Here is a 24,806-nt window from a genome sequence, read left to right as displayed (position 1 = left end):
ATAATCATCGCGCTGATCGTGGAGCTCGATTACGCGCGCATGCTGCGATCATCCCGGCCACACCGGCACGCCGGCACGTGTTGAATGCGCGCGGCCAGGGCATCGAGAAGCTCGATCCCGGCCGGCCAGTCGTTCAGCCCGGATTCCGCGTTGATGTGGCCCAGCGCCCCGGCGTTAACGAAATCGCTGTCCCATTCGGAGGCCCAAAGGCGCGCCCGCTCGGCCGTCAGCCAAGGATCGTTCTCGCTGCCGACGACGAGCGAGGGGACCGGTAGCTGGCCTACTTTCAGCTCTCGGACGATGCCGAATTTGGCGGGGTCGGCAGGCGCAACCAGCAGCGCGCCCGCCAGCTGGGGCGCCCCGGCGGCAGCGCGGTGCACGGTCGCGAGGCAGCCGAAGCTGTGGGCGACCACGATCGCGGGCCGCGCTGACCGGCGCAGCGCGTGGCCCACCTGCGCCGACCACGCGAACAGGTCCGGGCAGTCCCAGCGCCATTGCTCGATCCGCTCGAACGCGGGATGCAGCGCCTCCCAGCGCGTCTGCCAGTGTCTCTCGTCGCTGCCGTACAGGCCTGGCGCGACCAGGATGCGAAAATCCGATAAGCGGCCCATGCCAGCTCCTTTGCTCGTTTTTCAGTACGGGGCGTCGCCCTCGATGGTGGTGCGGTACAACTTGCGGCGCTGGTCGTCCGGACAGCCGGCTGCGAGGTGCATCACCGAGCGGTTATCCCAGAACACCAGGTCGTGCGGCAGCCAGCGGTGACGGTACACGAATTCCGGGCGCACTGAATGGGAGAACAGCTGTGCCAGCAGGTCGTGGCTCTCGTCCTCGGGGATGCCGAGGATCCGCGTGGTGAAATGCTCGCTGACGAACAGCGCCTTGCGGCCGGTTTCGGGGTGGGTGCGAACCACCGGATGCGCCACCGCCTTCACTTCCGCGATCTGCTCCGGCGTCAGGTTCGGGCGCCACGGGCTGCGTTTTTGCAGCTCGGCGTAATTGGCCAGGTAGCTGTGCTCGGCCCGCAGGCCCTCGACGGCGCGGCGCAGCGGCGGCGCCAGTTCGTCCCAGGCGAGGTGCATGTTGGCGAACAGGGTGTCGCCGCCGTTGCGCGGCAGTTCCTGCGCATGCAGCAGCGAGCCAAGGCTGGGCAGCTCCTTGTACGACAGGTCCGAGTGCCACATGTGGCCGGCGTCGCCGAGTCCGATCGGCTTGCCGTTCTCCTTGATGTTTGAGATGACCATGGCCTCTTCGTGGCCTTGCAGCTGGAACTGCTTGAGCACGTGGACCTGGAGCCGGCCGAAGCGGCGACTGAAAGCGATCTGCTGCCGCGGGGTGATGCGCTGGTCGCGGAAAATCAGGACGTGGTGGTCGAGGTGGGCGCGGTGGATGCGGGCGAATTCCTCGTACGGCAGCGGTGCGGCCAGGTCCAGGCCGAGGACTTCGGCGCCGAGTGCGGCGTTGAACTGGAGGATTGTCGCTTCGCGCGGGCGGGCAGGTTCGAATAGGGCTGGCATGTGCTTCGTTGGCTGTTGTGCGAAGGGACCATTCTAGGAACGCACAACTGCCGGGCCAACGAATCAAAACGCGCATCGATAGATGCATTGCGCATCAGGCAAAAAGCGTGTTTGCTTACTTGATTTCTAAAGACGATCGCGGCGAAAAAAATCGGCGTCTGACACAACGGTTCGACACACTTCCAGCAGATGGGTGTGCAGGCAAGCGGAAGAAACGTCTGATGGAATGTCTGGTCTATTGATGCCGTGGACGGGATGTCCTTTACGCCCACCATGTTCTTCAGATAAAAACGATACTGCCATGACTTCATGGTCCATACAGCGGCATAGGCATCGACTTATGTAACGGCTGCTATTGGCGGACACCGGCCGCTCGTGCACGACCGCCTCCGACCCGTTGCGGACGTTCCGGCATCATTAGTTGAATACGCCGGTTGCTATCAAGTGTTTTCGAGTGACCGCGGTTGGCAGCCAACGTCATTCCATGTTGTGAACCTCCTCGTGCCACGATGTGTGGCAGTGTAGACACTGTTTCGCGCGCCTACTCGCAAGACGGTGTCCACACTTATGACAAATCCCATAGACCACTTCGCATTCCGCAAACATTCTGTGTCTCATATATTCGTGTACGACTTCATTTGGGACGGCCTCTAGATCAGCGATTTTTGATTCAAGCACATCGCGAGGGCCCCCGAGGTAGTTGCTGATCAATGAAATTGTACGAAGTGACGGGCAAAACGAGGTAATCGATGCGCCACATCGATCACATTCGAGTGAGCCTAATATTCTTTCCATAAACCCTATCTTAGATGCCCGCTTCTGGCCGACTGCGGACGATCAGTATGGCTCAGTCTACGAGCTTGTTGCCATTAGAGTAAGTTTAAGGCTTTTTTAGGGGCACAAGTAGAAAAGTCGTTCCCGCGCGAGTTCAAAGGCCTGCTTACGGATGCGCGCGCGACCAGGCCGCGTAGCGTGCCAGCGCTTCCTGCGGCCACGTTCCGTACCAGCCGTAACCGTTGCGCCGCTCCAGGCTGATCTCGTTGACGTCGTCGTGGATGCTGCGGTCGCGGTCGCCGAAGATCGGCTTCATGGTGGCGATGTCGTAGTAGCGCGACCACAGCGGACCGGCGCCCGGTCCGGGGATCAGCATGCGTCCCTTGTCCGGCGATTTACCCGTCCACACCACATCGCGCACCGCGACGCGCTCCAGCCAGGCCGCGCTGGCGCGGATCGAGCGTATAACTTCCGGCGAGGGATCGGGAATGGTCATCAGGAAGGCCAGCAGCTTGGCGCTTTCGGAACTGGACAAGGCGATCGGCTCGAAATTGCGCGCGCCGGCCGGCGCCAGCGTGAGCTCGTCGTATTGCTGGGCCCAGCCGGTGAGGACGCCGCCGGCGGTCACCTGCGCCATCAGGATCGCATTCACGGACCGGCCCACCGCATCGCGCGCGGCGTCGGCGACGTTGGCCGGCACGAAGGCGTAATCGTCCTGGCGGCGCGCGACCTCGCTCAGCAGCGTGACGACGTTGACCATCGCATCGTCGTTGATGGTCACCGCGTCGTGGTAGCCGCCCTGCAACGGATAGACCTGCGGGAAGCCGCCGTTCGGATACTGCGCGCGCAGCAGGTAGCGCACGCCCTTGACGAAGGATGCGCGATACGCGTCGCCCGCCGCACCGGGCTGTTGCGCCTGCACCCGCGCGAGGAAGCGCAGTTCGGTGATGGTGGCGTCGTTGTCGATGGTGCCGACATAGCTCCAGTTTTCGTCGCCGACATAGTTCTGGCCGCGTGCGCGCGGGGGACCCGTGCGGTCGGCGTTCTTGCCCCAGCCGCCGGCCGGCGTCTGGAAGCTGAGGATGGTGTCGGCCACGCGGCGCGCCTCGGGTTTGGCGTACCAGGCCGCGGGTTTACGCAGCGGCATGCCGGTGCCGGCGTGCCCGATCGGCGGCGGAGGCGGGGCGGGTTGGTCGCCACGTTCGGCCGCCAGCGTTGCCTTGTCTTCCTCCATTTGGGCGCGCGAACGCGCCAGGTAGGTGAACCAGGGCGCCTGCTGCGCTTGCGGCAGCGTGCGGATGCGCTCCACGGTGAGCGGTTCGGCGGGCGACATGTGGCCGACCACGGCGGCCATTGCCGCACCTTGCACGGCGCATGCCAGCAGCATCAGGATCGTCGTCTTGCGCATCTGCCTGCTCCTCTTTATTGCTGTTTCAGGTAAGGCGCGATGTCCGGCACGGCCTGCACCAGTTCTTTCGCGACCATCCCCGAGAATAGCGCAGAACCCTTCTTGCCGAGGTGGGTGCGGTCGAAGGCGCTCTTGGGCGTGCCGACCGGTTCGGCCTTGTTGAGGTCCGTGGGCGCGGCGGCCTTGGGTGGCGGCGGCGCCATCGCCAGCGTGTCGGCTTCCTCCTGGCCCATCTGCTGCACGGCGGCGGCGCTGTCGGCGTTCAGGTCGAGCAGGACCGCATGGTTCTCCTGCGCGACCTTGCGCGTGGCGGCGGCCCAGGGCGCGAGGTCGTCGCGCAGGTAGTCGCCCTTGAAGCTGCGGCGCGTCAGCGGCGTCACCAGCACCGGCACGCCGCCGAGCGCGCGCGCCTCTGTGACGTAGCTGGCCATATTGACAGGGAATTCGGTCACCAGGTCGGTCGAGCGGCCCGGCTTGCCCGGCTGGTCGTTGTGCCCGAACTGGACCAGCACGTAGCTGGCCTTGTACTTGCCACCGTCGCGCAGCATGGACTGCACTTCGGCCCAGCGGCCCTCCTTGCGGAAACTGGCCGAACTGCGGCCGCCACGCGCGAGGTTGACGCAGGTGACTTCAGGCGTGAAGCGCTGGCACAGGGCGTCGCCGTAGCCGCTGCGCGAGGCCATGGTGGAGTCGCCGACCAGGATCACGCGGATCGGTTCGAGGCTTGCGGCCTGCGCGCCAGCGATCGGCAGGAGCAGGGCGGCGGCGAGTGCGGTGAGATGCTTGTTCATCGTGTTCCTTCAGGAGGACAGCGTCTGGTTGACGATTTGCGCGCCGAGCTTCACGTTCTTCAGCTTGATGTCGCGTGCGTTGTACAGGTAGAACGGCTGCTTGCCGTTGACCGGCGTGCCGAAGTCGCAGTCGCTGATCGTGACGTTGGCGACCGGCCTGATGTCCGGCGTGCCCGCGCCATTGTAGTTGGCCGCGACCGGGCCGAGCACCACCAGCGGCTGGTAGCAGGAGTAGCTGCCGCCCTGGGCCTGCACATTGCCGACCACGACGCCGGAGATGTGCACGTTGTGGACTTCCGGCGGACGGATACGCATGGTGTCGTTCGCCGCGTCGTAGTCGCAGTCGAAGGTGATCACTGCGCCGGCGCCGCTGGCCACTGTGTTGGCCGGGATGCCCGAGCCTTTCGCAGGCTTGTAGAACGAGGGCTTGGTGGCGATGCCGTTCGGGATCTTGATGTCGCGGACGTAGAAGTTACGCAGGAAGCCGCCGCGGCTCATATTGGTCTTGAGGCGGATCGCGATGCTCAGTGGGTCGGTCTTCCAGTGCTTGTTCTCGAACAGCAGGCGCTGCGCGTACACGTTCTGGATACCGCCAGACATGATCGAGCCAAGCGTCAGCGCGCCGTGGCCGCTCTGCATGGTGCAGTCCTGGATCACGATGTCCTGCGACGGGCCGTACTGGATGTCCGGGCCTTTGCCCGAGTCGATCGCGATGCAGTCGTCGCCGGTGTTGAACTGGCAGCCTTCGATCAGCACGCGATGGCAGGATTCCGGATCGAAGCCGTCGCTGTTCGGCCCCATGCTGTTGGCGAACACGCCCTTGGCATGCAGGTCGCGGCAGCCGACCGGGTTGTGCTGCCAGAACGGGGTGTGATTGAGCTGGTAGCCGGCGCACAGCACGCCGGCGCAGTCGATGAATTGCACGCCGTGCGGGCGCAGGTAGTGGCCGATGCCGAACACACGCTTCTCGGCCGGCACGCGGGCCTCGCCCAGCGCGCGCAGCAGGTGGACGTCGGACTGGAAGTCCTTGTCGCCGCCCTGGATGCGGTTGGCTTCTTCGGCAGACAGGTGCGGCGCGGCTTCGGCCAGCGAGGCCGGGTTGATCGGGTTGATCGCGACTTCGGTCTTGCCGTCGGTGTGCGGCACGTGGTCGATCCCCTTGCGCACGCGGCCCTTCCACGACCACCAGCAATCGGGATCGCCCTGGAACGGCAGGCCGGCCTGGCCGTCGAGGATCGAGGTCCAGTCCTCGCCGGTGAGAGCGATATTTTTCTGGCCGCGCGCGTAGACCAGCGGCGAATAGTTCAGGCAGTCGTTGCCTTCCCAGCGCGACAAGGTCAACTTGCCGTTCGCGCCGCAATCGAATTCGCCATACTTGGCGTAGTCGGCCGGGTTATTGCTGAAGTAGACGTGGGCGCCTGCCGCGAGGTGCACGTTCACGTTCGACAGCAGCACGATCGGGCCGGCGCACAGCCAGTTACCGGCCGGGATCAGCACGCGGCCGCCGCCGGCCTTGTGGCAGGCGGCGATGGCGGCGGCGATGGCCGGGTAGCAGTCCTTGGCGCCCGGCGCCGGCGTGCTGACCTGGCCGCGGTCGGTGAACGAGATCCAGGCTTCGGCCTGCACCACGTCGCACGAACTGGCGCCGTAGGCGGTGATGACGAAGTCCTGCTTGCGAAAGTTCAGGGGCTTGGCGAAGTACCTGATGATGCGGTCGGCCTCGGCCCAGGGATTGGCGTTGGCGGGGCCGGCCGCGAGAGCCGTGCCGCCGCCGGCCAGCAGGGCGGCCGCGCCGGCGGCGCCGCGCAGGACCAGGCGGCGTTGTTGGTTGATGTGATTGCTCATGTTTGAAGCCTTTAGTGTGCGGTGACGCGGAAGTAGTCGACGTCGAGGCTGGACTGTTTCGCGCCGGGCTTGTCGCCCACGCTGAACAGGCCGACCTGCGCGCCGACCCAGCGGCCCTTGCTGACGCTGAAGGGCTGCCCGACCGTGATGAAGTTGGCGTTATCGAGGCTGTACGCGAAGCTGGCCACGGCGCCATCCGCCATCTGCATGCGCAGGTAGAGCGAGGAGGGCGCGTGGTCCAGGATCACGCTGGGCGTTTCGGTGCAGCGCATCTTGGCCGGCGAGCAGGTGGTGTACACCAGCTGTGTCGCATCGCCCGCTTTGCGCAGGCCGATCCAGGCGTACTGCATGGCGTTGACGATGAGGCCCGCGCGGTCGCCGTCGACCGCGTCGTTGAACTGCACATGGGTATTGACGACAAATGCCGGCGCCGGCAGTTTCTGCGACAGGATGGACGGCGTTGCGCGCACGTAGCCCGTGGCTTCCGGCGCGGCGATGGTATGCAGGCGCAGCATGCCGGGGCGCTCGCTGAGCGAGTACCAGCCGGGCTGGCTGTTGGCGTTCCATTGCCACTGCAAGCCGAGCGTGGGCGCGTCGAATTCGTCGGAGGTGGCCGGGACTTTGACCGGCATGCCCTGCACGGGTTTGGCGTGGGTGAGCACCGGCTGTCCGGTGCCCGGATGAGGGCCATCTTCGCCGATCACCGGCCAGCCGTCGGCCCAGCGCATCGGCTGCAGGTGGACCACGCGGCCGTAGGCGTTCTTGTCCTGGAAGTGCAGGAACCAGTCGCTCCCGTCCTGCGCGCGCACCCATGCGCCCTGGTGCGGGCCATTGATCGGGCTCTTCCCCTGGTCCATCACGGTGCGCACTTCATACGGGCCGTGGATGCTGCGCGAGCGGAACACCGCCTGCCAGCCTTCCTCCACGCCGCCGGCGGGCGCGAACACGTAGTACCAGCCGTCCTGCTTGTAGAACTTCGGTCCTTCCAGGGTTCGGTAGCCGGGGAGCTTGCTGCCGTCGATGATGGTCTCGCCCTGTTCGTCGAGCACACGGCTGGCGTCGGGCGCCATGCGGCGCAGGGTGAGAAGGTTGTTGATGCCGGCGCGGCTCTTGACCCAGCCGTGCAGCAGCCAGGCATTGCCGTCGTCGTCCCACAGCGGGGTAGGGTCCTCCAGGCCTTTGCCGGCTAGGAGGAGGTGCGGCTCGCTCCACGGACCGGCGAAATTGTCAGCCGTGATCACGTAGATGCCGTAGTCGGGATCAGGATAGAAGATCCAGAATTTGCCGTCGTGGTAGCGCAGGCAGGGCGCCCACACGCCGTCGCCCAGGCGCGGCGTGGCGAAGTGTTCGGCGGGGACCAGCTTGGGCAGCGCGTGGCCGACCAGCTCCCAGTTGACCAGGTCGCGCGAGGCCAGCAGGGGCAGGCCGGGCACGCTGTTGAAGCTCGACGAGGTCATGTAGTACATGTCGCCCACGCGGATCGCATCCGGATCGGAGTAGTCGGCGTGGAGGACGGGATTCTTGTAGCGGCCATCGCCAAGGTCGGCAACCCAGGGTTCGTTGGCCAGTGAAGCTTGCTGTGCGCGCGGCGCGGTTGCGCAGGCGGCCAGCAGCATCGGAAGCAGTACCGCCCCGGCGAGGGCGGCGGCGCTGCGGTAAGACGGTCGAATCATTGCGGTGTCTCGCTGTGGTGGACAAGCCGGCCGGCCTGGGACCGGCCGGCTTGCGAACGCCTAATCGCTTAGAACGTGTATTCGCCTTTCAGGACGTAGGTGCGTCCGATCGGCTTGGCGATGTTACGCGCGAAGACGACACGCGAGGACAGGCGCTGGTTCGACAGTGGCGGGTTCACGTCGCGCAGATTGTTCACACCGAAGCTCAACCTGAAGTTCTTGCTGAACTTGTAGTTGGTCGACAGGTTGTAGATCTTGTACGGCGAGATCACGTTGTAGAACGGCTGGCCCGGCTGCTGGGTCGGCAGTGCATTGGTGTCGATGTAGTGCGAGGTGTACGACTGGGTCAGCTGCGCGCCGAAGTCCTTGTACGACCACGAGAAGCGCAGGTTCGACTTCCAGCGGAACACGTAGGTATTGGACGAGGTGCCGCCGGTCGCGAGCGCGCCAGGCTGGCCCACGCTGTCGTTCCACGCGCCGCCAGATTCGGTCTGGGTCTCGTACTTGCGCACGTAGGTACCGTCCAGCGCGACGCCGAACTTGCCCATGGTCGCGGTCGGGTACACGTAGTTCGCGCCGACGTCGATGCCCTGGGTGTGCAGGCCGCCCAGGTTCATGCGCGAGACGTCGATGTACTGCAGCGTGCCGTCCGGGTTACGCACGAACAGATTGGCGTACTTGGCCGGGTTGCTGAAGATCGTGTCCTCGGTCATCTGCGCGATCGTGCCCTTCATGCGCACGTCCCAGAAGTCGAACGAGACCATCGAGTTCTTGATCGGCTCGATCACGATGCCCGCAGTGAAGGTCTTCGACTTTTCCGGTTGCAGGTTCGGATTGGCGCCGGTCAGGGTGGTCAGCCGGGTGTTGCAGACGGTGGCCGGGTCCAGGTTCAGGTTCGCGTACTTCGGATTGAGCGTGCCGGTGTTCGGGACCGACGGCGTCGCGCTCGGGCACAGCAGCGGATCATCCCAGCGGTTGGTCGACGGGGTCAGCACGCGCGGGGTGCCGTACAGTTCCGGCAGGGTCGGGGCGCGGAAGCCGGTGCTGGCGGTGGCGCGCAGCATGACCTTCTTGCTCGCTTCCCAGCGGGCGCTGATCTTCGGGTTGACGGTCGAGCCGAAGTCGCTGAAGCGGTCGACGCGCACGGCGCCGGTCAGGTCCAGGGTCTTGGTGACCGGTGCGTCCACCTCGGCGTACAGCGCGCCGACATTGCGGCCGCCGCCGGCGCTGGCGCCCGGGCTGCCTGAGACCTTGTAGGTCACCAGGTCGGCCACCATGTCGGTGTTGTCGCGGTAGGATTCGCGGTGCAGGTCGCCGCCAAACGCCAGTGCCAGCGAACCGCCCGGCAGCTCGTACAGCGAACGCGAGAGGTTGAAGTCGGCGCCGTAGTACTTCACCTTGGCGCTGCGGTAGGTCTTGCCATCCTCGCGGATGCTGTCGAGGTAGGTCTTGCCCGCGCTGTCCTGCACGCCGAACGGGTTCAGGGTGCCGTTCGCCACGCCCTGGTAGATGCCCGGGGTGGAGAAGAAGTTGCTCTTCCAGCCGACGTCGCGGCGGCTCTGCGACACGTTCAGGCCGAGGCGGTAATCCCAGCCGGCCACCAGGCCTTCGTCGTTGACGACGATGCGGTTGGTGTGCTGGCGGTCGTCGGTGATCGCCGGGCCGGCTTCGTCCATGCTCCAGGTCAGGGCCAGGTCCTGGCCGGTGACGCCGGACACCGCCGGCACGCCGCCGGCGTTACCCGGATACCACTTGCTCGACTTGGTGATCATCAGCGGCAGGCGCACGCCCGGATTGAGCGCCGAGTAGTCGACGTTCGCGCCGAAGGTTTGCGGCGGGTTCAGCGCGTCGATATACGACACGGTGTTGAGCATCTCGACCGACAGCACGCCGTCTTCGCCATGGCGCAGCGAGGCCTTGGTCAGCAGGGTGCTCTGCGCCGCTTCCGGCAGCAGCTGCGGGTAGATCGTCGGGTCGAGGACACAGGTGGTGTTCTTCGACTTGGTCGAGGCCAGGCTGTACTGGCTGGCGTAGTTGCTGGTGCAGCCGGTGGCCCAGTACGGGTTGCCGGTGGTGCTGGTGGCCTTGCCGTTGTTGTAGACGGTGAAGTTGGCCGGCGAGGCCGACGAACCGGAGGTGTTGGTGGTGAACTGGGTGCCGCCCAGCGCGACGATGGTGGCCGGGTCCCAGATCTCCGGGCGGTCCTTCTGCATCAGCGAGTGGCGCTTCTGGACGTCCAGCGCGGTGTAGACGTTCCAGCCATCCTTCTGCAGCTCGCCCTTGCCGGCGATGATCGATGCGCGCGGCTGCTCGCCGCCGCCCTTGCGCTCGGGCTTGACGTCGCTGGCGATCAGCTTGACGCCGGTGTAGGTGCGCTTGGTGATGAAGTTGACCACGCCGGCGATGGCGTCGGTGCCGTAGATCGAGGATGCGCCGTCGCGCAGCACTTCGACGCGGTCGATCGCGCTCATCGGGATCACGTCGACGTTGACCGTGGCGTCGCCGATCGACTCGTTCGGCAGCCGGCGGCCGTTCAGCAGGACCAGGGTGCGGTTGCTGTTCAGGCCACGCATATTGATCATGGTGCCGCTGCCGCCGCCGCCGACCGGTTCATTGGTCGACGCGGTGACCAGCGAGACCGCGACTTCGGACATCGTGGTCAGGCCCTGGGCTTCCAGTTCCTCCGCCTTGTAGGTCGTCAGCGGCAGCGCGTTCTCGGTCGCGATGCGCTTGATCGACGAACCGGTCACCGTGACGCGCTCCATTTTCTCCTGGCCGTCTTGCGCTTGCGCGAAGGCCGGGTTGGTGAGCGTCAGCACTGCCAGTGCGACCGAGGTCAGAGCCAGTCGCGAGCCTGGATGACGAATGTATTGCTTCATGTGGGGTCTCCCATGCTTGGTTTGTGTGTGAGGCATTTCATATGCCTACTTGCTTTCGGCCGGCGAGGGGTCATCCCTTGCCGGATTCGAATCCTGTTTCAGTGCGCCTCGTCTCCCGGGAAGGGCTCGAAGCGGCGGCTGCAGTCGAGCGCCTGCGCGCCCGCGGCGTTGATCGCGCCGTCGAACTGCGCGAACTCGGTCTTGAGCTGCGGTTTGCCGTCGACGACGACGTCGCGCAGCGCGAGCTTGAGCGGATGCGCGTCGTCGTAGCCGCCCAGCGCCAGGCGGCCCGGCGTCAGGCTGCGCACCTGCTCCATGCGTACGCCGGTGTAATTCGGGATCAGGTTGCCGTTCTCGCCGGGTTCGTAATGGGTGTCGATGAACAGCGGCCACTTCACGTCGCGCATGCAGACGTTGCGGTAGACGACACCGCGCACTTCGCCGCCGCGCCGGTCATTGCTCTTGATGCGCAGGCCCGAGGTGGTGCCGTCCAGGTCGAGGTCTTCGACCAGGATGTTGCGCACGCCGCCGTTGGTCTCGCTGCCGATCGACATGCCATGGCCGCTATAGAAGTGGTTGTGCAGGATCGAGACGTTTTCCGTGGCCCCGCTGCCGGCCTTGATCGCGATATTGTCGTCGCCGGTGCGGATGTAGCTGTGCGCGATGGTGATGTTGCGCGATGCGCCCGGGTCGATGCCGTCGGTGTTGCGGGCGTCGTGCGGCGTGTCGATGCGAACGCCCCAGGCGGTGAAACCGTCCACGCGGTTGGTGGTCACGTGGAAGTTGGGCGAATTGCGCAGGGTGATGCGGTACAGCGTGAAGTCGCGCACCTGGTCGACCACGATCAGGCGCGGCACGTTCTGGCGGCTCTTTTCCTTTTGCGCGCGGCGCGCGATCTGCCACCAGCTCTCGGTCTTGCCGTCGATCAGGCGGCCGCCCTGGCCATCGATCACGCCTTCGCCCATGATGCCGCTGCCGGCGCCGCCCTTGACGGTGATGAGCGGGCTGCAGCCCCTGCCATTCTGGTCGTTGGTGCCGCAGGTGCCGGCGCCGCGGTCGAACAGGGCCGGGTTGGTGCTCGCGTACAGGGTCGCGCCGCGGTCCACGACCAGCGTCACGCCGTCGGTGAGCGTGAGCGGGCCGGACACGAAGCCGGTGGCGCCGTCGCGCGGCGCCAGGTGCAGCGCGCGGCCGGGCTTGCAGGCCTTGATCGCGGCCTGGATGCGCGCGGTGTCGTCCTGGCCGGGCGTGGCCGGGTCGGCGTGCAGCACCGCGCATGAGGGAGGGACCACGGGCTCGCTGACCTTGCGCGTGTCCTGCGCGTGCGCGTGCGGCGCCAGCGCGCAGGCCAGCGCGGCGGCGCCAGCGGCCAATGCCGGGCGGGTGGAAATGAGCATTCGGATGTCTCCTGTTATAGTTAGCCGCACCCGGGAAGCGGTGCAAACAGGAGCACCTCGCGTGCTCCGTGCCGTTCTGACGAGGGCACGCGGATGCGTAGCCGAGGTCGCACGGTCGATCTGGTTCCTGGTCCGGTCAGCCACGTGAGAGCGTCCGGCTTACGCGCTCCAGGTGCGCGCGCATCGCTTGCCTTGCGGCCGCCGGATCGTGCGCCGAGATGGCTTGCACGATGCGCCGGTGGTCGGCCAGCGTTTCCTTCCTCAGCTCTTCGGTTTCGAAAAGCTCTTCCAGCGTGAGCCAGAGGCTGCCGCGCTGGTTCCACAAGTAGTCCACGACTCCGGCCAGTGCGCTGTTGCCGGTGGCCTCGGCGATCGCCTGGTGGAAGGCGCGGTCGGCGCGCTCGCAGCCGGCCTTGTCGCCCTGGAGCCGTTCCATCTCGGCCGCGGCGGCGAACAGGGCGTCGATCGCGCCGTCGGTGGCCACCCGGGCGGCCATCGCGGCCAGTTCCGGTTCGACCAGGCGGCGCGCGGACAATAGTTCGAACGGGCCCGGGCCAGCTTCGGGTAATCGATTAACTTTGCAGGCACGAAGATATACCCCGGAACAGCTACGCACGTCAATGAGTCCGCCCAGTTCAAGGGCGATCAGGGCTTCCCGGAGCGAGGCGCGGCTGACGTGCAGCTTACTCGCCAGGATGCGTTCCGACGGCAGGCGCGCGCCCGGCCCGATGCCGTTCTGGCGCGCGAATTCGCGTACGCGTTCGGCTACCAGCAGGTAAGGGCGCTGCTCATGAAACGGCTCATGAATGGCCAGCTGCGCCGGGCGCTCGGCGGCCTTTCCTGCGGTCTCCCGCGTATCCCTGTTGTCCATTGGCCGGCAGCGTAGCAAACGCGGCGGTTGCCGGCCAGCAGGCTTTGCCCGAAGGCGAATAATCGTAATCGGCCTTCGTGGATTTCGAAACAGGGAGTTGCAGGATAAGCTGCTAAACCGCAACGAAGCCGCAGAGGAAAACGATAAACCGGGCGCGCAAGAGCTGGCCTGCTCCCGAGCAACAAAGCTCGGCTGCAAGGCCCCGCCCGTGGACCGGCTGCCACTTTCCTCGTTCCGCATCGTCTTCTGGAGCCCCCTGCAATATCTGATATATCAGATGATATATCAGCTTGCGATCCTTGCATAACCATAGAAGAATCAAGCGGGCGCGGGCGTAGCGTATGGGCAACAAGGCGAGCGCGATGTGCGGGATTTTTTCCACTCCTTTTGATGCTTGCTGCTGCCGTCATCGTCCGGCTTGGGCATCACGCCCCGCAGGCTCGGCAAGTGGTCATGGGAAATCGCCAACCTTACCTCGACGCCGGACCGCTCACCTTGAGCGGTTTCGCGATGCGCAGCGCGACGTTGCGCACCTGCGCTTCCCAGGCTGGCGCGTCGGCGAAGTCGCCGCTCCTGCTCCAGCCGGCGCCGAGGTAATAGACGAAGGGCCAGCCCGGCTGGGCCTGGGCCATGACGAGGGCATCGCCGCCGTCGGCGCCCGTGTGTACCTGCTGGCCCGGGACGATGACGGCGCACGCAGTGTTCCCGTTGGGGACGTGTTCCGGTTCCCAGTAGCTCATCCAGCCGGCGCCTTCGTCCTTGGTGAGGCGACCTTCGCCTTTGCGCTGGGCGATGCCGATGCCGACCTGCAGCGGCCCGCGCCCGTCGCCGGTGTAGACGCTTTCGACGCGGCTGAAGTTGGAGCCGGCGTCGATCGAGATGCGCTTCGTCTCAGACACCCGCTGCCCGCCCGCGTCCCAGCCGTCGTAGCGCAGTTCGAAGGCGGCGCGCAATGGGCCGTCGGCCAGCAGCTTCCAGCTTGAATAGACCGGCGCGGCATACGCCTTGCCGCCTTTGATGATCTCCGAGCCGCCGCAGCCGCGGCCAGTGCCGACGTCGTAGTAATCCAGTCCCTCGCCGTGATCGCTGTGGTATTCGCCGCGCTTGTACCACAGGTCGACGATCGGGCGGCGTACCCGCTTGACCCAGACGTCGACGCCGCTGCTGACGTGCTCCTTGGGCACCTTCAGGATGGCGGGGCCGTACATGCGGTGCGCGATGCGGTCGCTCTCCCAGGCGAAGTCGTCGTAGCGCTCGGGGACGTAGCGGGCGTGGGCCTTGATGTCGGGCGCGGCCAGGGGCGGCAGCGCTGCGGCCGGGAACAGCAGGAAGCGGCGCTGCTGCCCGGGCGCGAAATTGGCCTGGAACAGCAGCGTATCGCCCAGCCGCTGGCTCGGCAGGATGCGCGAGGTATCGGCTTCCATCACAAGCACCGGCGCGGCGGGCGCCTTCACTTCGATGGTCTCGTCGGCGCGGTAAAAATCGCCGGGGTTGGCGGCCGTGACCACCTGTGGCGCCACGCGCTGCTGAAGGTCCATGCGGAACACTTCGCTGCCGGCCAGCAGGAAGGCGCCGACGCCATAGACTTCGGTGGCGTCTTCAGGAAAACCGCCCGGCGCGCGGCCGATCGGCTGGACGTGGGTCAGCTTGCCGTCCGGCTGGACGCTGTCGAGCAGCGCGCTCCAGGCGCGGCGCACGGCCGGCTCGTAGCGGGCGCGGTCCAGCAGTCCCTGGTTGATGCCCCAGGCTAGCGCGTAGGTGAACAGGCCGGTGCCGCTGGTCTCGCGCGCCGGATAGGCGGCGGGATCGAGAAGGCTGGCGCGCCACAGGCCGTCGGGCTGCTGGACGCTCACGACGGCGGCCGCCATCTCGCGGAACTGCTGCTCGAATTTCGGCCGCACCGGATGGGCGGCGGGGAGGTACTGCAGGGTACGCGCGAGGCCGGCCATCACCCAGCCGTTGCCACGCGCCCAGAACACCTTCTTGCCGTTCGCCTCGCGCTGATTAAAGTAATTGCTGTCGCGGTAGTAGAGGTGCTCCTCTTTATCGTACAAGTAATCGGACGTGTTCCACCATTCCTTGACGGCGTGGTCGAGGTAGCGCTGGTCGCCGGTGGCGGCGTACATGCGCACCCACGCCGGCGGTCCCATGAACAGCGCGTCGCACCACGACCAGCGCTCCTGGTTGCCTGGCACGGTGAAGTCCAGCGGAACGTCGCGCGGGTGGGCGAGGATGTCATCGAAGCGTTCGCGCAGCGGCGCCAGCATCGCCGGCTCGCGCAGCTGCAGATAGAGTTCGGCGTAGGTCTGGCCCACCACGTGGTCGTCCGCGTGGTAGACGCGCGGCCCCGGCTTCCAGCCATTGTGTTCGCTCATCGCGACCATCGCATCGCGGTAGCGGTGCGTGGCGGACAGGTTCGACAGCGCCATGAAGCCGGCATCGCCCACGCCTTGGGTCCAGTCGTCGGGACGGTGCTCGCTCGGGTGGGCGAGCTGCCAGTCGGCGACGCGCTCCATCGCGGCCAGTACGGCGGCGGGTGACTGCGCCACGTCCGGGGCGACGTTTGCGACGGCCGGCGCGGCTTGCAGCGTTGGGGAGGCGAAGGCGCCGAGGAGGGCGGCGGGCAGCAGCAGGAGGCGGGCGGTGCAACGCAAACGGGCGGAAATGTGCATGGCGATGGATGAAAGAAAACGTTTAACCTATTATATGTCCGTTCGGTATTAATAACGCAAGGAGAAGTCATGCAATGCAGCGCTACCGCACTCCGTTTTTCCGTCCTGCTGCTGGCGTCGGCCGGCCAACAGGCGCTGGCCTGCGAGCCTGCGCCGCCGGCGGTCATCGACATCGACGCCAACAGCTACTACATCGACAGCCACCATTCGGTGATCGACCCGGCGCTCAAGGCGCGCAACGAGGCGGCGACCAAACCGGTCGACGAATTCGTCCGGGAGGTCGCGCGCGCTGCGAGCGCATCGCAGCAGCGTCACAAGGAAGATGATGCGCGCTGCGCGATCGGCTGGCTGTCGGCATGGGCGGGGCAGAACGCCATGCTTGGCAAGATGACGACGCAGCAGTCCTACTACACGCGCAAATGGGCGCTGGCGGGACTGGCCTTGAGCTACGCGCGCGTGCAGGCGGCGGCATCGCCGGAGGAGCGCAAGCGCATCGAGGGCTGGCTGTTGACGCTGGCCGACGCCACGATCCGTCATTCGGATGCACACAAGGGCGCGCGCAACAACCACTATTACTGGGAAGGCTTGGCCGTCACCGCGACCGGCGCAGTGACACACGACGCGCGCTGCCTGGAGTGGGGACGCAAGGTGTTCGATTTCGCGATGGGGCAAATCCAGCCCGATGGCTCACTGCCGCTCGAACTTGAGCGTGCCGGGCGGGCTCTGAATTACCACCTGTTTGCGGCCGCGCCACTGGTGATGATGGCCTCGATCCTCGACGTGCAGGCGGCGCCGCTGGACCGGCTCGTGGCGTTTTCGATGGCCGGCGTGGCGGATCCGGGGATCGTACAGAAGTTGACCGGGTTCGAGCAGGAGCGCGCGAGTGAGCCGGGCTGGATTGCGATCTACCTGCGCCATGGCGGGCACCTCGCTGCGCCGGTGCGGGTGCCGGCGAAGAACTTCGATGCGCGCATGGGGGGAGACCGCAATCTCGTCAATCCGCTGGAGCATCCGAAGGGCGCGTAAGCGCGAGGCGATCGCTTTGTGTGAGACGAAAAACCGTCAGGTTCGCGCCACGGTCGACGCGCGCAGGATCAGCTGCGGCGCGATGCGGGTCAGCTTCTCGACCGGCTCGCCGCGGATCACGGCCAGCAGCTTGTCCATCGCGGTCGCGCCCATGCGTTCGCTCTGCAGGTCGACGGTGGTCAGGGCCGGCGTCGTGTATTTGCCGTAGGGGATATTGTCGAAGCCGACCACCGAGATGTCGCGCGGGATCGCCACCCCGAGGTTTTCCGCTTCCTTCATGAAGCCGAGCGCCATCAGGTCGTTGTAGCAGACCAGCGCATCCGGCCGGCCGCTGCCCAGCACGATGCTGGAGCACAGGCGTTCGCCCTCGGCCAGCGATGGCGCATCGGCGTCGTAGACGGCCAGCCCGAGGCCGGCCGCGTCCAGGCACTCGCGGAGGCCGCCGAGGCGTTCCTCGTCGCGCCGGGATTTGGAAAAACCGAGGTAGGCGATCCGCTTGTGGCCCAGCATGCGCAGGTGCTGGCACAGCATGAAGGCGCCGCCGTGGTCGTCGCTGGCGACGGTGGGGATCGGCAGTTCGTTCAGGCTGCCGAAGAACACCAGCGGCTTGTCGATCTCGGCCATCCAGCCCATCTCGTGCTCGCGCATCCGCGAGAACACGATCATGCCGTCCACCCGCAGGCTCAGGTCTTCCAGCGTGCGCCGCTCGCGGCTCGGCGTTTCCTCGGTATCGGCCAGCAGCACCGAGTAACCGTGCTCGTTGGCGACCCGGCTCGCGCCTTTGAGGATGCTGGAAAAGTGCGGGTTGGTGATGTCGAGGACCGACAGGCCGATGGTGTTGGTGCGGCCGGTGATCATGGACTTCGCCAGCGGGTTCGACTTGTAGCCCAGGTTGGCGATTGCGGTGGCCAGCGCAGCTTCGACCTTGGGGGAGAAGCGCTGCGCACCGTTGATGAACTTCGATACCGTGGCGGTCGAAACCTGGGCGGCTGCGGCGACGTCGCGAATGGTCGGGGTGGATTTTTTCATGGGCGTAGGCCGTGGCTGATCACATCATGTTAGCACGCATTGTCGGAATATAAACCCAAGCGCCGGTCCGTCGACATTCGGCGACAAATGCTTGGCAAAGCAAATCGGGTTTGGCTATACTGAGTTAAACGTTTTCCTCTCAATCTCATCCCCACAGCCAAATGACCCAAGCCAGCACCTCCAAACCTTTCAAACGACTTCTCCTGACCGGCGCCGGCGGCGGCCTCGGCAAGATGCTGCGCGAGCGCATCAAGCCCTGGGCCGACATCGTTCGCCTCACGGACATCGTGGAGATCGCCCCGGCCGGTCCCGGCGAGGAAGTGGTGCAGTGCGACCTGGGCGACCGCGCCGCCGTGATGTCGCTGCTGGAGGGTGTGGACGCGGTGCTGCACTTCGGCGGCGTGTCGGTCGAGGACACATTCGAGAACATCATGAACGCCAACATCCTCGGCTTGCACCACCTGTACGAAGGCGTGCACAAGCTGGGGATCCGGCGCGTCATCTACGCCAGCTCCAGCCACGTGGTCGGCTACTATCCGACCACGAAGGTGGTGGATGCGAACGCGCCGCTGCGGCCGGACGGCATCTACGGCGTCTCGAAGTGCTTCGGCGAGGCGCTCTCGCGCTACTACTTCGACCGCTTCGGCATCGAGACCGTGTGCCTGCGCATCGGCTCCTCGTTCGAAGAACCGCGCAACGCGCGCATGATGGTGACCTTCCTGGCGCACGACGACCTGGTGGAGCTGCTGCGTTGTGCGCTGTTTACGCCGCGCGTGGGGCACACGATCACCTTCGGCGTGTCGGACAATCCGGTGCGCTGGTGGGACAACCACGAGGCGGATCACCTGGGCTTTCACGCCAAGCGTAGTTCGAGCGAATTCGCCGACCGCTTCCCGCAGGGCGGCGCGTGGCCGCCGGCCGGCGATATCACCGCCACTTACCAGGGTGGACCGTTTCTGACGGCTGGGCCGATCTACAAGGACTGACGGGTTTCCTGCGGCGCGCGGATCGGGCGCCTTTTTTGACTGGCCTGCGTGGCATGCTGCGCAGGCCAGTTTTTGTTTGAGGACGTCGTTCCCGGCGAATGCGGGAACCCCATTTCTTGTGTTAGAACTTGACGTCCAGGCGCACGCTGTAGAAACGGAATACATCGCGCGGCGGCACCCAGCTGTTGACCGTGATACTCGGCGAACTTGACGTCGGGCCGGCGCGGTACGACGGGCCGCTGGCGTTGGCATTGCCGATGTAGAAGCGGTTGAACAGGTTGTTGACGCGGAAGCTCAGGCGCCACGTGTCCTTGTTCTCTCGCAGGCCGAACCCGAGGTCGGTGATCGAGTACGCGTTGTTCACCGAACGCGGGTCGTTGTTGATGTTGGTCTGGTACTCGCTCTGATAGCGCACGTTGGCGTTCACGAAGGCCCAGAACGGACGGTCGGCGATGTGGTAGTCGTAGTTGGTGCCGATGTTCACCTTGTTCTTCGGTGTGCCCGGGAATATGCCGCCCGAGAGGTCCTGCACGCCGGTCTTGGCGCCGGCCACAATCGGGAAGCAGGCGCGGTTCCAGCCGCCCAGCGAACCGCCTTCGCCCAGGCCGGTAGTGCCGATCGCAGGATTGGTGCTGTCCTGGTAGCAGGTGCCGTTCTTCCAGTCGATGATCTCCGGGCGCGTATAGGCGTAGGACACGTTCATTGACCAGGTCGAGGTCAGCAGGAAATTGCTGTCGAGCTCAAGCCCGCGCGTGCCGACCTTCGGAATGGAATTGAGCTGGGTATAGATAGTTGGGTCGTTCGGCAGCACGAACGAGGTGTTCTGCTGGTAGTGCTTGAAGTCGGTCTTGTAGATCGTGGCCGCGAGCGACATGCGGTTGTGGAACAGATTGGCCTTGGTGCCGATCTCGTAGCTGCGGCTGGTCTCGGGCGAAACCGGGAACGCGGCGGCGGCCTGCAGGCCGCTGGTCACGTCGTAGGCCAGGCCCTTGTAGCCGGACGAGGTCATGGCGTAGATCATCCAGTCGCTGTTCAGCTGCTTCTGGATCGACAGCTTGCCCGTGGTCGCATAGTCCTTGTTGCCCGCGCTGTGGAACTGGTCTTTGCCGACGGGGCCCGGGACGAAGGTCGAGCGGTCCAGCTGGTCGGTGTAGAAGTTGCGGATGTAGTTGAAGCCCGAATCTTCGACGTTGCGGCGAATGCCCGCCACCAGCGTGTAGCTCGGGTAGAAATCCCAGGTGGCCTGGCCGAACACGGCGCGGTTGATGTTGTAGATGTCGGTGTAGTAGTTGGTTGGACTCGACGGCGAGCTCGCGCTGCACACGGTCGGCTGGACGCAGAAGCCGCGGATGAAGTGGCGGTCGATCTCGTTCTGCGCCCACCACAGGCCGGCCACGTAGCGCAGCTTGCCCAGGTCCGGTGAAACGTAGCGCAGTTCCTGCGTCTTCGAACGGATGTCGTAGGTGCCGAACTGGTTATTGCCGACGGTAAGCTTGGTCTCTCCCGGCCTGGCGATGGTCGGCACGTCGACGAAGTCCTGGTCGCGGTAGTCGTGCGCCTTGTAGTGTTCGTACGAGGAGATCGACATCAGGGTGGCATCGTTCGGCAGCGTGTACGAGAATCGCAGGCCGGTGCCAAAGGTCGACGAATTGATCCCGGTCGGGAAGTCGCGTCGCACGTTGCGGTTGTTTTTGTCGTAGGGGTCAATGCCCTGCAGCGTGAGCGAGGCGGGTAGCTGCGCGTTGCCGTTCAGGTAGGCCGTCGAAATATCCGCGGGCGTGGTCACGAGGTTGCCGGCGGCGGCCGAGCCGGTGGTGCGGTAGAAGCCGTTCACGGCGGTCACGCCGCGGCTGTTCTCCTGCGTGTTGTAGTGCGGCGTGAAGTCGATCTTGAGATCCCGGATCGGCGTCCACTCGAACTTCGTCATGATGGTTTTGCCGCCCGAACCGTTGACCTTTCCACCGGTGGTCAGGTTGGTGAAGTTGCCCGGCATGTCGCTCTTGTTGACGGCAATGCGCATGCCGAAATCGTCGCGCAGCTTGCCACCGACCGAGGCGCCGACCCGCCATTCATGGTCGTTGGTGTAGTAGGCGTTGGCGCGGTAAACGATCGGACCGGTGATCGGCTTGGTCACGATATTGATGGCGCCGGCCACGGCCGACTTGCCGAACAGGGTGCTCTGCGGTCCCCGCAATACTTCGACGCGGGCTACGTCGGCCTGGTCGCGGAAGGCCTGGAACTGGCTCGCGATCGGGATATCGTCAATGATGACCGAGACGTCGGACTCGACGCCGATGCCGACGGACACCGTGCCGATGCCGCGCATGAAGATGGCGTTGTTCGCGGCCGTTGTGCCGGACGCCAGCGACAGCGACGGCGTGATGTTGATGATGTCTTCCATCTCGCGCACGTTGTTGCGCTGTAGTTCCGCCTCGGACAACACCGAGATCGATTCGGGCACGTTCTCCAGCCGCTCCACGCGCTTGTTGGCCGTGACGAGCACGGTCTGCAGCTGGTTTGGGTTGGCGGACTTGTCCTGCGCTTCCTGCGCCTGGGCGGCCAGTGCCCAGTTGGCGACCAGGAGCGCAACAAGGGCGGGAAGGGGTTTGATCGCGAAGCGCTTGCCCCGTGCAGTCTGATTCTTCAAATTGTCTCCTTGATTTTCTACAAAATGTGAAACCGAAGCGCTATCTGGCCGGGCCGGGTGGTCTCGACTGGAAAGCTTTCCAATCGGCGACACAAGAACCGCGCGGAAAATGCTTAGCGGCACCGACGCCACGCCAGGCAGGGCTGGAAACCTTCACTCCTCCAGCAGGGAGGGCCATATTGTTCAGCGGATAGTAATGACATAAATCTTCGATGTCAACGAAAGAAGGAAAACGATTAACTTCGTGTCGTGCACGCGATACACCTCCCGCCGTCCAGCAAAAATGGCAGTTTTGTTGGTGTCGATACAGCAGGAATGGGCAGATACGAAAACGTTTTTGTGACGGCGGCCGCGGTGTTGGCTGGCTGGATCGGGCGTGCCGGGAAAAAAAAGACCAGCTGAGCCGGATCAGTCGGGTGAGGTGGCGAATCACGGTGATCGAGAGCCGCAGGGCGAGGAGCCCGCTGCTCATGGAAACGCCCGGCCAGGCAACCGTGCAGGGTGCGTGACCGGGCGTGTGGAGGAACTTGTCCCGCCGGGCTAAGCCGGACGACTTCCGGCGCGGGCCATCAGAACTTGTACGTCGCGCGCAGGTTGAAGGCGCGGCCGACCGGGCTGGCCTGGCCGCTGAGGTAGCCCTCGTTGCGGTAGTTCGCGGCCGGCGGGTCGCGGTCGAACAAGTTGTTGATGCCGCCCATGAGCGTCCAGTTCTTGAAGCCGCTGTACGACAGCGACCAGTTCACCAGCAGGTACGGGTCGATGCGGTGGTAGAACAGCGACGACGCATTCAGGTCCTCGAAGCTCTGGCGATAGGTCTCGGTCAGCGTCGAGGTCCAGTCGCCGCCGGCGCTCTGCCATTTCTCCGACATCGTGTAGCGCCAGCGGTAGGTGAAGACGTTGGCGTCGAGCGGGCCGAACTTGTTCACGCTGTCGATCCAGTCGCTGTCGTTGGTCAGCTGGGTCTTGAAGCTGTGGACGTAGGTGCCGTCCAGCTGCACGCCGAAGCGGCCGTAGCGCGTGCGCGGGAAGGTGTAGGTGGCGGTGACGTCGATGCCGTCGGTGCGCTGGCCGCCCATATTGTTCAGGCGGTCGTCGATGTAGACCAGCATATTGGTCTTCGGATCGCGGATGAACAGGTTGGCGTACTGTGGCTGGAACAGGGTCGCCTGCGCCAGCTGGCCGATCGCGTCCTTCATGCGCACGTTCCAGTAGTCGAGCGAGACCAGCAGCGAGTTGGTCGGGGTCAGCACGATGCCGAAGTTGATGGTTTCCGACTTCTCCGGACCGACCGACGGATTGGCGCCGGTGTTGATCGGCAGCTTGGCCGCGCACACGGTGGTCGGCGTGTAGCCGGGGAGGGCGGTACCGCCGGTGTTGCCGCCGACTTTGCCGCCCGGGCACAGCACCGGGTCGTTGTAGGTCGAGCTGGTCACGCCGGTCGGGCCGTTGACGGCGCCGAAATAGCGCTCGTTCAGGGTCGGGGCGCGGAAGCCCGTGCCGACCGCGCCGCGGAAGGCCAGCCAGTCGGTGGGTTTGTAGCGGAAGCTGACCTTCGGATTGGTGGTGCTGCCGAAATCGCTGTAGCGGTCGGTGCGCACCGCCAGGTCGACGTCGAGCGACTTGGTCAGCGGCGCATCCAGTTCGGCGTACACCGAGCTGACGTTGCGCGAGGCGGCGACGTCGATGGCGGCGGTGGTGCCGGTCTGGCCGCCCGACAGCGCGACGCTCGGCGGAATGAAGGTGCGGCCGTAGTCGTGGTACATGCTGGCGCCGGCCGCGAAGGCCAGGGTGCCGCCGGACAGCTGCATCAGGTCGCGGTTCACGGTCAGGTGCGCACCGGAGAGGCGGGTCAGGCCCTTGTTGGCGGTCTCGCCATCGGTCGAGATGCTTTTCAGGTAGTCCTTGCCGGTCTGGTCCTGCAGGCCGAAGGGATTGAGCTTGCCGTTGGCGACGCCATCGAGCAGCTTGAAGCTGTTGACGAAGCCCGAACGGAAGGTGGTCTCGGTCGCGTACACCGCATTGAATACGCCGACCTTGTAGTCCCAGGCGCCGAGGTGGCCTTCGTCCTCGACGGTGATGCGCGACGCGGACTTCTGGTAGTTCAGCACCGTCGGGCCCAGATCGCCGATCAGCGACCAGGCCAGCGTCAGGGTCTGGTTGGTGATGCCGTTCATGGCCGGCGTGATGCCCTTGCCGGGGTAGAAGGGGCTGGTCGGCGTGATCGTCAGCGCCGGGAAGTTGGTGACCGAGGCGTTGATGCCGAAGGTCGGGTTCTTCACCGGGCGGGTGTAGATCGAGGAATACAGCAGGGTCGCGGTCAGTTTGTTGTCCTCGCCCAGCATCTTCGAGCCCTTGAGGAACAGCGAGCCCTGTTTCTTCGCGGTGGTCAGCGTCAGCGAGTTCGCGGTATAGGTCGAGGCGCAGGTATTGCTGGTGCCCTGGACGGAGAATGGCGCGAGGCACCCGGTGCTGTAGTACGGGTTGCCGGTGATGGTGACGCTGCCGACCTTGGTCGAGCCGTTGGCCAGGGTGACGTTGGCCGGCACGGCGTTGGTGCCCTTGCTCAGGTGCGGGCCTTCGAAGCCGGCGCTCATCAGGCGGTCGGAATTGGTGATGTTCGGGCGGCTGGTCTGGGATAGCGGCAGCTGGTTGTTCAGGTCGCCGGTGAGGTAGACGTTCCAACCATCCTTGGCCAGGTCGCCCTTGCCGACGATGAAGCTCAAGCCTTCGTTCTCGCCGCCGCCTTTGCGTTTGGGTACCGTGCCCTTGGCGGTGATCGAGGCGCCGTTGTAGGCCTTCTTGGTGACGAAGTTGATCACGCCGCCGATCGCGTCGGAGCCGTAGATCGACGAGGCGCCGTCGCGCAGCACTTCGGTGCGGTCGAGGGCGCTTGTCGGGATGGTGTTCGGGTCGATCGAGCTGTCGCTCAGGCGCTTGCCGTCCAACAGGACCAGGGTGCGCGCCGCGCCGATGCCGCGCATATTGGCGCTGTTGCCGTTACCGGAGGTGGTGTTCGGCTCGTAGTCGGCGGCGGTCGACATCGACATCAGGATGTCGGCGACGGTCACCGCGCCTTGCGCGATCCAGTCATCAGCCTTGGTGACGGTGATCGGCAGCGGCTGGTCGGCCGCCGCGCGCTTGATGCTCGATCCGGTGATCTCGACCTTGGCCATCGGCGCCGACGGCGCCTCCTGCGCGAAGGCCGGGACGCTCATCGCCAGCACGGCCATGGCGACCGCCGAGGCGATCGGAAGCGGGGCATGCCACTGGGTGTTAGTACGGTTGTTCAAGACG

General features: G+C 65.4%; 15 protein-coding genes. 2 read left to right on the top strand and 13 right to left on the bottom strand.

Annotation, left to right across the window (positions count from 1 at the left end; translation table 11 throughout):
• Positions 1–29: 29 nt before the first annotated feature.
• From NX778_RS06890 to NX778_RS06845, 10 genes are all read right to left on the bottom strand, one after another.
• The gene (locus tag NX778_RS06890; RefSeq protein ID WP_258810930.1) at positions 30–611 is read right to left on the bottom strand and encodes an RBBP9/YdeN family alpha/beta hydrolase; all 582 of its coding nucleotides are present in this window, start codon (positions 609–611) and stop codon (positions 30–32) included.
• 21 nt (positions 612–632) lie between these two features.
• Positions 633–1,514 (bottom strand): TauD/TfdA dioxygenase family protein, encoded by an 882-nt coding sequence (locus tag NX778_RS06885; RefSeq protein WP_258810929.1) that lies wholly within the window; start codon positions 1,512–1,514, stop codon positions 633–635.
• A 940-nt stretch (positions 1,515–2,454) separates the two neighbouring features.
• The gene (pelA, locus tag NX778_RS06880) at positions 2,455–3,696 is read right to left on the bottom strand and encodes a pectate lyase (protein WP_258810928.1); all 1,242 of its coding nucleotides are present in this window, start codon (positions 3,694–3,696) and stop codon (positions 2,455–2,457) included.
• Positions 3,697–3,710: 14 nt separating this feature from the next.
• On the bottom strand, positions 3,711–4,487 hold the full coding sequence (locus NX778_RS06875) for a rhamnogalacturonan acetylesterase (RefSeq protein WP_258810927.1): 777 nt from the start codon (positions 4,485–4,487) through the stop codon (positions 3,711–3,713).
• A gap of 9 nt (positions 4,488–4,496) precedes the next feature.
• Positions 4,497–6,332, bottom strand: a complete 1,836-nt coding sequence (locus tag NX778_RS06870) for a glycoside hydrolase family 28 protein (protein WP_258810926.1) — start codon at positions 6,330–6,332, stop codon at positions 4,497–4,499.
• Positions 6,333–6,343: 11 nt separating this feature from the next.
• The gene (locus tag NX778_RS06865) at positions 6,344–8,005 is read right to left on the bottom strand and encodes a glycoside hydrolase family 43 protein (RefSeq protein ID WP_258810925.1); all 1,662 of its coding nucleotides are present in this window, start codon (positions 8,003–8,005) and stop codon (positions 6,344–6,346) included.
• A 68-nt stretch (positions 8,006–8,073) separates the two neighbouring features.
• The gene (locus NX778_RS06860) at positions 8,074–10,884 is read right to left on the bottom strand and encodes a TonB-dependent receptor plug domain-containing protein (protein ID WP_258810924.1); all 2,811 of its coding nucleotides are present in this window, start codon (positions 10,882–10,884) and stop codon (positions 8,074–8,076) included.
• A 98-nt stretch (positions 10,885–10,982) separates the two neighbouring features.
• A complete protein-coding gene (locus NX778_RS06855) occupies positions 10,983–12,281 on the bottom strand; it encodes a glycoside hydrolase family 28 protein (RefSeq protein ID WP_258810923.1) in 1,299 nt (432 codons plus the stop codon).
• Positions 12,282–12,417: 136 nt separating this feature from the next.
• Positions 12,418–13,152, bottom strand: coding sequence for a FadR/GntR family transcriptional regulator (locus NX778_RS06850; RefSeq protein WP_258810922.1), 735 nt, complete (start codon positions 13,150–13,152; stop codon positions 12,418–12,420).
• Positions 13,153–13,622: 470 nt separating this feature from the next.
• Positions 13,623–15,824: a glycoside hydrolase family 88 protein gene (locus NX778_RS06845; protein WP_258810921.1), complete on the bottom strand. Its 2,202-nt coding sequence runs from the start codon at positions 15,822–15,824 to the stop codon at positions 13,623–13,625.
• 69 nt (positions 15,825–15,893) lie between these two features.
• On the opposite strand from NX778_RS06845, the gene NX778_RS06840 reads away from it, so the two are divergent.
• Positions 15,894–16,850: an alginate lyase family protein gene (locus NX778_RS06840; RefSeq protein WP_258810920.1), complete on the top strand. Its 957-nt coding sequence runs from the start codon at positions 15,894–15,896 to the stop codon at positions 16,848–16,850.
• 36 nt (positions 16,851–16,886) lie between these two features.
• Here the strand turns inward: NX778_RS06840 and NX778_RS06835 are convergent, their stop codons facing one another.
• Positions 16,887–17,879, bottom strand: coding sequence for a LacI family DNA-binding transcriptional regulator (locus tag NX778_RS06835; RefSeq protein WP_258810919.1), 993 nt, complete (start codon positions 17,877–17,879; stop codon positions 16,887–16,889).
• Between the two features lie 161 nt (positions 17,880–18,040).
• Here NX778_RS06835 and NX778_RS06830 point away from each other — a divergent pair, with 161 nt between their 5' ends.
• Positions 18,041–18,865: an NAD-dependent epimerase/dehydratase family protein gene (locus tag NX778_RS06830; protein ID WP_258810918.1), complete on the top strand. Its 825-nt coding sequence runs from the start codon at positions 18,041–18,043 to the stop codon at positions 18,863–18,865.
• A gap of 121 nt (positions 18,866–18,986) precedes the next feature.
• Here NX778_RS06830 and NX778_RS06825 read toward each other — a convergent pair whose 3' ends face one another.
• Entirely contained in the window at positions 18,987–21,512 is a 2,526-nt protein-coding gene (locus NX778_RS06825; protein ID WP_258810917.1) for a TonB-dependent receptor, read from the bottom strand.
• Between the two features lie 569 nt (positions 21,513–22,081).
• Entirely contained in the window at positions 22,082–24,802 is a 2,721-nt protein-coding gene (locus NX778_RS06820) for a TonB-dependent receptor domain-containing protein (protein ID WP_258810916.1), read from the bottom strand.
• Positions 24,803–24,806: the final 4 nt, after the last annotated feature.

It is taken from the genome of Massilia terrae, assembly GCF_024753145.1.
Taxonomy (GTDB): domain Bacteria; phylum Pseudomonadota; class Gammaproteobacteria; order Burkholderiales; family Burkholderiaceae_D; genus Telluria; species Telluria terrae.
Note: the sequence above shows the minus strand (reverse complement) of the source record. Positions and strands in the feature narration are given on the sequence as shown.

Excerpts from the sequence above, each read along its gene's own strand:
- NX778_RS06850 (WP_258810922.1), bottom strand. The coding sequence starts at position 13,152 with ATGGACAACAGGGATACGCGGGAGACCGCAGGAAAGGCCGCCGAGCGC.
- NX778_RS06870 (WP_258810926.1), bottom strand. The coding sequence starts at position 6,332 with ATGAGCAATCACATCAACCAACAACGCCGCCTGGTCCTGCGCGGCGCC.
- NX778_RS06835 (WP_258810919.1), bottom strand. The coding sequence starts at position 17,879 with ATGAAAAAATCCACCCCGACCATTCGCGACGTCGCCGCAGCCGCCCAG.
- NX778_RS06860 (WP_258810924.1), bottom strand. The coding sequence starts at position 10,884 with ATGAAGCAATACATTCGTCATCCAGGCTCGCGACTGGCTCTGACCTCG.
- NX778_RS06830 (WP_258810918.1), top strand. The coding sequence starts at position 18,041 with ATGACCCAAGCCAGCACCTCCAAACCTTTCAAACGACTTCTCCTGACC.
- NX778_RS06885 (WP_258810929.1), bottom strand. The coding sequence starts at position 1,514 with ATGCCAGCCCTATTCGAACCTGCCCGCCCGCGCGAAGCGACAATCCTC.
- NX778_RS06865 (WP_258810925.1), bottom strand. The coding sequence starts at position 8,005 with ATGATTCGACCGTCTTACCGCAGCGCCGCCGCCCTCGCCGGGGCGGTA.
- pelA (WP_258810928.1), bottom strand. The coding sequence starts at position 3,696 with ATGCGCAAGACGACGATCCTGATGCTGCTGGCATGCGCCGTGCAAGGT.
- NX778_RS06875 (WP_258810927.1), bottom strand. The coding sequence starts at position 4,487 with ATGAACAAGCATCTCACCGCACTCGCCGCCGCCCTGCTCCTGCCGATC.
- NX778_RS06890 (WP_258810930.1), bottom strand. The coding sequence starts at position 611 with ATGGGCCGCTTATCGGATTTTCGCATCCTGGTCGCGCCAGGCCTGTAC.
- NX778_RS06845 (WP_258810921.1), bottom strand. The coding sequence starts at position 15,824 with ATGCACATTTCCGCCCGTTTGCGTTGCACCGCCCGCCTCCTGCTGCTG.
- NX778_RS06855 (WP_258810923.1), bottom strand. The coding sequence starts at position 12,281 with ATGCTCATTTCCACCCGCCCGGCATTGGCCGCTGGCGCCGCCGCGCTG.
- NX778_RS06840 (WP_258810920.1), top strand. The coding sequence starts at position 15,894 with ATGCAATGCAGCGCTACCGCACTCCGTTTTTCCGTCCTGCTGCTGGCG.